We start from the raw sequence: 10858 nt of genomic DNA on the forward strand, positions 1-10858 counted from the left end.
TAAAAATGACTGAATACAAAAATATCATCGTGACAGGTGGAGCTGGTTTTATCGGTTCTAACTTTGTTCATTATGTTTACAAGAACTTTCCAGACGTCCATGTGACAGTGCTGGACAAACTGACTTATGCAGGTAATCGTGCTAATATTGAAGAAATTTTAGGCGACCGCGTTGAGTTGGTTGTTGGAGATATTGCTGATGCAGTCTTGGTAGACAAGCTGGCAGCTGAAGCGGATGCGATCGTTCACTATGCGGCAGAAAGTCATAATGACAACTCGCTCAATGACCCGAGCCCCTTTATCTACACTAACTTCATCGGGACCTACACTCTATTGGAAGCAGCTCGTAAATATGATCTTCGTTTCCACCATGTGTCGACTGACGAAGTCTATGGGGATCTGCCTCTGCGTGAAGATTTGCCAGGTCATGGAGAAGGTCCAGGTGAGAAGTTTACAGCTGAAACCAAGTACAATCCCAGCTCGCCTTACTCATCAACAAAGGCAGCTTCAGACTTGATTGTCAAAGCATGGGTTCGCTCTTTTGGCGTGAAAGCGACGATTTCGAACTGTTCAAACAACTATGGTCCTTACCAGCATATTGAGAAGTTCATTCCGCGCCAAATCACCAATATCTTGAGCGGTATCAAGCCAAAACTCTATGGTGAAGGTAAGAATGTCCGTGACTGGATCCATACCAATGACCATTCTTCAGGTGTTTGGACAATTTTGACAAAAGGTACAATCGGTGAAACTTACTTGATTGGTGCGGATGGCGAGAAGAACAACAAAGAAGTGTTAGAACTCATCCTCAAGGAGATGGGGCGACCAGCTGATGCTTATGATCATGTGACAGACCGTGCGGGTCACGACCTCCGCTATGCCATCGACGCTAGCAAGCTCCGTGATGAACTAGGATGGAAGCCAGAGTTTACCAATTTTGAAGCAGGTCTCAAAGAGACCATCAAATGGTACACAGACAACCAAGAATGGTGGAAATCTGAAAAAGAAGCCGTCGAGGCTAACTATGCCAAGACGCAAAAAGTAATTAAGTAATCAGATACTAAAAAGCAAGAGACTTTGAGTTCTCTTGCTTTTTATGTATGTCGTAAACTTTTATTTTCTTATTTCTTGTTTATAAAACTCTTTAAGGGCATCTTGCCAGGTTGGAATGACGAAACCTGTCGCCTTCGCTTTGGCTAAACTCATGGTTGAGTTGAGGGGACGTTTAGCCTTAGCAGGGAACTTGCTGGAGTCTACTGGTACTACTTCAACATCACTGTCCTTAAGAATTTCGACAGCAAAGTCATACCAAGTGGTATCTTCAGTGGAGTCATTTGATAAGTGGTAGTAGCCAAATTCTTTTTGATTTTCAGTCAAGTAGGTCATGAACTCAGCCAAGGTACGTGTCCAGGTTGGGCGACCGTGTTGGTCGTTAACTACAGTGAGAGTTTTATGGGTTTTGGCAAGATTTTTCATGGTAAAGACAAAGTTCTTGCCATAATTTCCAAAGATCCAAGCAGTGCGGATGATGTAATGTTGTGACGTAAGATTTTCAACGAGTTCTTCACCCATTCGCTTGGTACGCCCGTACTCTGTCTGCGGATCGGGTAGGTCACCGACTTCCCACTCTTGTCCGACGGGTTTCTTTCCATCAAAGACATAGTCTGTCGAGATATAGACCAGGGTAGCTCCGTATTTCTCAGAGGCCTTGGCTACATTTTCAGTTCCAGTTACGTTGATGGCAAAATCCAGTTCTTTCCCCTCGTCTTCTGCCGCATCAACAGCAGTGTAGGCTGCACAATGATAGACTAGAGTTGGCTTGACCTCAGCAAAGACTTTATCAACCATTTCAGCATTAGTGATATCCATTTCGGCCACATCCACTGCAACATAGTCCACATTTCGTTCATCTAGTAAATAACGTAGTTCGGTACCGAGCTGACCATTTGCACCTGTAATTAATATCATTGTCTCCTCCTCAGCTTTTCTTCTATGTTAATCATAGCAAAAAAATGATAAAAAATCTGATTTTTACCTTTGGTTTGACCGTTTGTATTTTGGAAATCGTAAGTTATACAAATTGGAATTTAATACTATGGCTATCTATCAAAAAAATTTTTTCAGAAAATGCTAAAATCATTCAAAAATTCTGAAAATTCTGTTGACAACTTTCTGAAAAGGGTCTATAATGGGATGTAAATTTTAAAGGAGAAAATGATGAAAAGTTCAAAATTACTTGCCCTTGCGGGTGTGACATTATTGGCAGCTGGTACTCTGGCTGCGTGCTCTGGATCTGGTTCAAGTGCTAAAGGTGAGAAGACATTCTCATACATTTATGAAACGGATCCTGATAACCTAAACTATTTGACAACTGGTAAGGCAGCTACAGCAAATATCACGAGCAACGTTATCGATGGCTTGCTCGAAAATGACCGCTATGGTAACTTTGTACCATCTATGGCTGAGGATTGGTCTGTATCTAAGGACGGCTTGACTTACACATATACGCTTCGTAAGGATGCAAAATGGTATACCTCTGAAGGTGAGGAATACGCAGAAGTTAAGGCTCAAGACTTTGTAACAGGACTTAAATATGCTGCTGATAAAAAATCTGATGGTCTTTATTTAGTTCAAGAATCAATCAAAGGATTGGACGCCTACGTTAAAGGAGAAATTACAGACTTCTCTCAAGTAGGAATCAAGGCCCTTGATGATTATACAGTTCAGTACACATTGAACAAGCCAGAAAGCTTCTGGAATTCTAAGACAACGATGGGAGTTTTGGCCCCAGTAAATGAAGAGTTCTTGAACTCTAAAGGGGATGACTTCGCTAAGGGAACTGATTCAAGCAGTATTCTCTACAATGGTCCGTTCTTACTCAAATCAATTGTTGCTAAATCTTCTGTCGAATTTGCGAAAAATCCTAACTACTGGGATAAGGACAATGTCCATATCGATAAGGTTAAATTATCATTCTGGGATGGACAAGATACCAACAAACCAACTGAAGCTTTCAAAGACGGTAGCTTTACAATGGCTCGTCTCTTCCCAACAAGCGCTAGCTACACAGAGACTGAAAAGGCATTTAAAGACAATATCGTTTATACCCAACAAGATTCTACTACTTATTTAGTAGGCACAAATATCGATCGCCAGTCTTATAAGTACACCTCTAAGACAACAGATGAGGAAAAAGCATCAACCAAGAAGGCCCTTTTGAATAAGGACTTCCGTCAAGCTATTGCATTTGGTTTTGACAGAACAGCCTACGCTTCTCAAGTAAATGGTGCAAGCGGGGCAACTAAACTGCTTCGTAACTTGTTTGTTCCTCCTACATTTGTACAGGCAGATGGAAAGAACTTTGGCGAAATGGTCAAAGAAAAATTGGTGACTTATGGTGACGAGTGGAGCAACGTGAACTTGGATGATGCTCAAGATGGACTCTACAACCCAGATAAGGCCAAAGCAGAGTTTGCTAAAGCTAAGACAGCTCTTCAAGCGGAAGGTGTGAAATTCCCAATCCACTTGGATATGCCTGTAGACCAAACCAATACAACAAAAGTTCAACGTGTCCAATCTTTTAAACAGTCAGTTGAAGAAAACTTAGGATCTGATAATGTGGTTGTCGATATCCAACAACTTCAAAAAGACGATGTCTTGAACATCACTTACTTTGCTGAAACTGCTGCTGGAGAAGACTGGGATATCTCAGATAATGTGGGTTGGTCTCCAGACTTTGCAGACCCTTCTACCTACCTTGATATTATCAAACCATCTGTAGGGGAAAATACAAAGACTTACCTAGGATTTGACTCAGGAACAAACAACGCTGCTGCCAAGCAAGTTGGTTTGGAAGACTACGAAAAAATGGTTGTGGAAGCTGGGGAAGAAACTACTGACGTTTCAAAACGTTATGAAAAATATGCTGCTGCCCAAGCTTGGTTGACAGATAGTGCCTTGATCATCCCAACAACTTCTCAAACTGGTCGTCCAATGTTGTCTAAGATGGTACCATTTACACTTCCGTTTGCATACTCTGGTAACAAGGGTATGAGCGAAGCCCTCTTGTATAAATACCTAGATGTACAAGATAAGGCGGTAACAACAGAAGAGTACCAAAAAGCTCAAGAAAACTGGTTGAAAGAAAAAGAAGAGTCTAATAAGAAGGCTCAAGAAGACCTCGCAAACCATGTGAAATAATTTTGCAGGATATGAGAAAGGATTTAGTATTCCTCTTGGATGCTAAGTCCTTTTTATATCTTTAAAGCAAGCTTTTAAATTTGGGGTATCTTGAGAAATTTTTGCGAATTTTCCTTTTTCCTATTGCTTTCTTAGATATTATTTGTTATATTAAAAGCATAATTATTTTTTTATTTATGACAGTTAAGCACGGTACTTTCAGAGAAAGGAGTATTTTTAAAAAAAGAAATGTAAACGCTTACTGTGAAGTGAAAGGATTAAGGAGTTTATGGATAAACATTTTTTTGAAAAACGCTGTAAGTTCAGTATTCGTAAGTTTACGCTTGGAGTAGCTTCGGTGATGATTGGAGCGACTTTCTTTGCGACTGCCCCAGTTTTGGCTGATCAAGCAAGGGTTGGTTCAACAGATAATTTGCCAAGTGAACTAGCTGATTTGGATAAGAAGGCTAGTGATGAGGGGCACGATTTTGACAAGGAAGCTGCCACTCAGAATCCTGGTTTAGCTGAGACTACAGAAGGCCCTCAAACAGAAGAAGAGTTGTTGGCTCAAGAAAAAGAAAAGTCTGAAAAGCCAAGCAATTTGCCAAAAGAATTAGAAGATAAATTGGAGAAAGCTGAAGACAATGGGCGCGAAGTTGACAAGGATCAATTGGCCCAAGATACTGGAAAGCTCGTCCCAGAAGATGTGGCTAAAACGACCAATGGGGAATTAAACTACGGTGCGACTGTTAAGATTAAGACGCCATCAGGAGAAGGTAGCGGTATTGTCGTTGCTAAAGACCTTGTCTTGACGGTTTCTCATAACTTTATCAAGGATAGCCAAGACGGCAATATCCGTAAGGTTGTGGACAATGATCAAGGGGATGGAGATATCTATAGTATCTCTTATCCAGGATTGCCAGATGTCAAGTTTAGCAAGAAAGATATTATTCATTGGGATCGTGAAGGCTACCTGAAGGGCTTCAAAAATGATTTGGCCCTTGTGAGATTGCGTACAGTTCTAGAAAATACGCCTGTTGAAGTAACCAAAAAGCCAGTAGTTAAGAAAATCGGAGATAAACTCCATGTCTTTGGTTATCCAGAAGGGAAATTGAATCCGATTGTCAATACTACAGTTGATTTTGCGGAATCATACGGAGAGGGTGTCCAAGGGATTGGTTACCAAGGAGGAAAACCGGGTGCTAGTGGCGGCGGTATCTTTGATACAGAAGGCAAACTAGTCGGTGTTCATCAAAATGGTGTAGTTGGAAAACGGAGCGGAGGCATTCTCTTCTCACCAGCTCAGCTAAAATGGATCCAGGACCACATGCAGGGAATTTCAAGTGTGAAACCAGCAGACTTGGAAGAGAAAGAAAAACCGGCTGAAGAAAAACCAAAAGAGGATAAACCTGCAGCTGCTAAACCTGAAACACCTAAGACAGTAACCCCTGAATGGCAAACAGTAGCGAATAAAGAGCAACAAGGAACAGTTACGGTTCGTGAAGAAAAAGGTGTCCGCTACAATCAATTGTCCTCAACTGCACAGAACGACAATGGCGATAAACCAGCCTTGTTTGAAAAACAAGGATTGACAGTTGATGCTAATGGAAATGCGACGGTTGATTTAACCTTCAAAGATGATTCTGAAAAGGGCAAATCACGCTTTGGTGTCTTCTTGAAATTTAAAGATACCAAGAACAATGTTTTTGTTGGTTATGACAAAGATGGCTGGTTCTGGGAGTATAAATCTCCAACCGATAGCACCTGGTATAAGGGGGGCCGTGTAGCAGCGCCTGAGACAGGATCAATTAACCGCCTATCAATTACCCTCAAGTCAGATGGACAACTCAATGCAACGAATAATGATGAGAAACTCTTTGATACGGTCACTTTGCCAGCAGCTGTTAATGAAACTCTCAAAAATGAGAAGAAAATCGTCCTAAAAGCTGGTTCCTATGGCAATGAGCGTACAGTTGTCAGCGTTAAAACAGACAATCAAGAAGGTGTAAAAGCAGATGATACTCCTGCCCAGAAAGAAACAGGTCCAGTTGTTGACGATAGCAAGGTGACTTATGATACGATCCAGTCCAAGGTCCTCAAGGCAGTGATTGACCAAGCCTTCCCTCGTGTCAAAGAATACACGCTGAATGGTCATACTTTGCCAGGACAGGTGCAACAGTTCAATAAAGTATTTATCAACAAACACGAAGTCACCCCTGAAGTTACCTACAAAAAAATCAATGAGACAACAGCAGAGTACTTGATGAAGCTTCGCGATGATGCTAATCTTATCAATGCGGAAATGACAGTACGCTTGCAAGTTGTGGACAATCAATTGCACTTTGATGTGACCAAGATTGTCAACCACAATCAAGTCACTCCAGGTCAAAAGATTGATGATGAAAGAAAACTGCTTTCTTCCATTAGTTTCCTTGGCAATGCTTTAGTGTCTGTTTCAAGTGATCAAGCTGGTGCTAAGTTTGATGGGGCAACCATGTCAAACAATACGCATGTCAGCGGAGATGATCATATCGATGTAACCAATCCAATGAAAGATTTGGCTAAGGGTTACATGTATGGATTTGTTTCTACAGATAAGCTTGCTGCAGGTGTTTGGAGTAACTCTCAAAACAGCTACGGTGGAGGTTCTTATGACTGGACCCGCTTGACAGCCTACAAGGAAACAGTCGGGAATGCTAACTATGTCGGAATTCATAGCTCTGAATGGCAATGGGAAAAAGCTTATAAGGGCATTGTCTTCCCAGAGTATACTAAGGAACTTCCAAGTGCCAAGGTTGTTATCACCGAAGACGCCAATGCAGACAATAAAGTCGATTGGCAAGATGGTGCCATTGCTTATCGTAGCATTATGAACAACCCTCAAGGTTGGGAAAAAGTTAAGGATATTACAGCTTACCGTATCGCGATGAACTTTGGTTCACAAGCACAAAACCCGTTCCTCATGACCTTGGATGGTATCAAGAAAATCAATCTCCACACAGATGGTCTTGGGCAAGGTGTTCTCCTTAAAGGATATGGTAGTGAAGGTCATGACTCTGGACACTTGAACTATGCTGATATTGGTAAACGTATTGGTGGTGTTGAAGACTTCAAGACCTTGATTGAAAAAGCGAAGAAATATGGAGCTCATCTTGGTATCCACGTGAACGCTTCTGAGACTTATCCTGAATCTAAATACTTCAATGAAAATATTCTTCGTAAGAATCCAGATGGAAGCTACAGCTATGGTTGGAACTGGTTAGACCAAGGTATCAACATTGATGCTGCTTATGACCTAGCACATGGACGCTTGGCTCGCTGGGAAGACTTGAAGAAAAAACTTGGTGAAGGTCTCGACTTTATCTATGTGGACGTATGGGGCAATGGTCAATCGGGTGATAACGGTGCCTGGGCTACCCACGTTCTTGCTAAAGAAATTAATAAACAAGGCTGGCGCTTTGCGATCGAGTGGGGTCATGGTGGTGAATACGACTCTACCTTCCAACACTGGGCAGCTGACTTGACCTATGGTGGCTACACTAATAAAGGTATCAACAGTGCTATCACCCGCTTTATCCGCAACCACCAAAAAGATTCTTGGGTTGGGGACTACAGAAGTTATGGTGGTGCAGCCAACTACCCACTTCTAGGTGGCTACAGCATGAAAGACTTTGAAGGCTGGCAAGGACGAAGTGACTACAATGGCTACGTGACTAACCTCTTTGCCCATGACGTCATGACTAAGTACTTCCAACACTTCACTGTAAGTAAATGGGAAAATGGTAAACCAGTTACCATGTCTGATAACGGTAGCACCTATAAATGGACTCCAGAAATGAAGGTTGAGCTAGTCGATGCGGCAGGTAACAAGGTTGTTGTGACTCGTAAGTCAAACGATGTCAATAGCCCGCAATACCGCGAACGTACAGTAACGCTCAACGGACGTGTCATCCAAGATGGCTCAGCTTACTTGACTCCTTGGAACTGGGATGCAAATGGTAAGAAACTTCCTACTGATAAGGAAAAGATGTACTACTTCAATACGCAGGCTGGTGCAACAACTTGGACACTTCCAAGCGATTGGGCAAATAGCAAGGTTTACCTTTACAAGCTAACTGACCAAGGTAAGACAGAAGAGCAAGAACTAACTGTAAAAGATGGTAAGATTACCCTAGACCTTCTAGCAAATCAACCATACGTTCTCTACCGTTCAAAACAAACCAATCCTGAAATGTCATGGAGCGAAGGCATGCATATCTATGACCAAGGATTTAACAGCGGTACCTTGAAACACTGGACCATTTCTGGTGATGCTTCCAAGGCAGAAATTGTCAAATCACAAGGCGCAAATGAAATGCTTCGTATCCAAGGCAATAAGAGCAAGGTCAGTCTTACTCAGAAACTGACTGGCTTGAAACCAAATACCAAGTATGCGGTTTATGTTGGTGTCGATAACCGTAGTAATGCTAAGGCAAGTATCACAGTGAATACTGGCGAGAAAGAAGTGACTACTTATACCAATAAGTCACTCGCACTCAACTATATCAAAGCTTATGCTCATAACAATCGTCGTGAAAATGCTACAGTTGACGATACAAGTTACTTCCAAAACATGTATGCCTTCTTTACAACTGGATCAGACGTATCAAACGTTACTCTTACTTTGAGTCGTGAAGCTGGTGATGAAGCAACTTACTTTGATGAAATTCGTACCTTTGAAAATAATTCAAGCATGTACGGGGACAAGCACGATACAGGTCAAGGAACCTTCAAGCAAGACTTTGAAAATGTTGCTCAGGGTATCTTCCCATTCGTAGTGGGCGGTGTCGAAGGTGTTGAAGACAACCGCACTCACTTGTCTGAAAAGCATGATCCATATACACAACGTGGTTGGAACGGTAAGAAAGTTGATGATGTTATCGATGGAAATTGGTCACTCAAGACCAATGGACTGGTTAGCCGTCGTAACTTGGTTTACCAAACCATCCCACAAAACTTCCGCTTTGAATCTGGTAAGACCTACCGTGTAACCTTTGAATACGAAGCTGGATCAGACAATACCTATGCTTTTGTAGTTGGTAAGGGAGAATTCCAGTCAGGTCGTCGTGGTACTCAAGCAAGCAACTTGGAAATGCATGAATTGCCAAATACTTGGACAGATTCTAAGAAAGCCAAGAAGGCAACCTTCCTCGTAACAGGTGCAGAAACAGGCGATACTTGGGTAGGTATCTACTCAACTGGAAATGCAAGCAATACTCGTGGAGATGCTGGCGGAAATGCCAACTTCCGTGGTTACAACGACTTCATGATGGACAATCTTCACATTGAAGAAATTACCCTAACAGGCAAGATGTTGACAGAAAATGCTCTCAAGAACTACTTGCCAACGGTTGCCATGACTAACTATACGAAAGAGTCTATGGATGCTTTGAAAGAGGCGGTCTTTAACCTCAGTCAGGCAGATGATGACATTAGCGTGGAAGAAGCGCGTGCAGAGATTGCCAAGATTGAAGCTCTGAAGAATGCTTTGGTTCAGAAGAAGACAGCCTTGGTAGCAGAAGACTTTGAAAGTTTGGATGCGCCAGCTCAACCAGGTGAAGGTATTGAGAATGCCTTTGATGGCAATGTGTCTAGTCTATGGCATACATCTTGGAATGGTGGAGATGTAGGCAAGCCTGCAACCATGGTCTTGAAAGAACCAACTGAAATCACTGGACTTCGCTATGTTCCACGTGGATCAGGTTCAAATGGTAACTTGCGTGATGTGAAACTGGTTGTCACAGATGAGTCTGGTAAAGAACATACCTTCACCGTGACAGATTGGCCAGATAACAACAAGCCAAAAGACATTGACTTTGGCAAGACAATCAAGGCTAAGAAAATTGTCCTTACAGGTACCAAGACTTACGGAGATGGTGGCGATAAATACCAATCTGCAGCGGAACTCATCTTTACCCGTCCACAGGTAGCAGAAACACAGCTTGACATGTCTGGCTATGAAGCAGCTTTGGCTAAGGCGCAGAAATTAACAGACAAAGACAATCAAGAGGAAGTAGCTAGCGTTCAGGCAAGCATGAAATATGCGACGGATAACCATCTCTTGACGGAAAGAATGGTGGCCTACTTCGCAGACTATCTCAACCAATTAAAAGATTCTGCTACGAAACCAGATGCTCCAACAAGTAGCAAGGGAGAAGAACAACCACCAGTTCTTGATGTACCTGAGTTCAAAGGCGGCGTCAATGCAACAGAAGCAGCTGTACATGAAGTCCCTGAGTTCAAGGGCGGCGTTAATGCGGTTGAAGCCTTGGTTCACGAATTACCAGAATACAAAGGTGGAGCCAATGCGGTCCTAGCGGCTGCAAATGAAGTCCCTGAGTTCAAAGGTGGCGTCAATGCGGTTCAAGCCTTGGTAAACGAGAAACCAGCCTACACAGGTGTATTGGCTACTGCTGGAGATCAAGCAGCTCCAACAGTTGAAAAACCTGAGTACCCGCTCACTCTAAGCCCAGTAGCTGATGCCAAAACTCTGGAAGATAAAGAAGAGAAACTTCCTGCTACAGGAGAACATGGTTCAGAAGCAGCCCTCTTCTTGGCAAGTGTGAGCATCGCTTTATCTGCTGCAGTCCTTGCGACAAAACGTAAAGAAGATTAATGAGATTTGATTTTAGCAGTTCAAA

The 10858-nt window shown here is 42.5% G+C and carries 4 protein-coding genes; 3 read left to right on the forward strand and 1 reads right to left on the reverse strand.

Features of this window, described 5'->3' with window-relative positions; all coding sequences use genetic code 11:
• Positions 1 to 5: 5 nt before the first annotated feature.
• Positions 6 to 1052, forward strand: a complete 1047-nt coding sequence (gene rfbB, locus PG086_RS01860; RefSeq protein ID WP_270747528.1) for a dTDP-glucose 4,6-dehydratase — start codon at positions 6 to 8, stop codon at positions 1050 to 1052.
• A gap of 60 nt (positions 1053 to 1112) precedes the next feature.
• On the opposite strand, the gene rfbD is transcribed toward rfbB, so the two are convergent.
• Entirely contained in the window at positions 1113 to 1967 is an 855-nt protein-coding gene (gene rfbD, locus PG086_RS01865) for a dTDP-4-dehydrorhamnose reductase (RefSeq protein ID WP_270747548.1), read from the reverse strand.
• A 249-nt stretch (positions 1968 to 2216) separates the two neighbouring features.
• Between rfbD and PG086_RS01870 the strand changes: the two genes are divergently transcribed.
• Positions 2217 to 4199, forward strand: coding sequence for a peptide ABC transporter substrate-binding protein (locus PG086_RS01870; RefSeq protein ID WP_270747550.1), 1983 nt, complete (start codon positions 2217 to 2219; stop codon positions 4197 to 4199).
• Positions 4200 to 4467: 268 nt separating this feature from the next.
• The gene (locus PG086_RS01875) at positions 4468 to 10833 is read left to right on the forward strand and encodes a SpGH101 family endo-alpha-N-acetylgalactosaminidase (protein WP_270747552.1); all 6366 of its coding nucleotides are present in this window, start codon (positions 4468 to 4470) and stop codon (positions 10831 to 10833) included.
• The last annotated feature ends 25 nt before the right edge of the window (positions 10834 to 10858 follow it).

Source organism: Streptococcus halitosis, assembly GCF_027691175.1.
In the GTDB taxonomy this organism is placed as follows: Bacteria; Bacillota; Bacilli; order Lactobacillales; family Streptococcaceae; genus Streptococcus; species Streptococcus halitosis_A.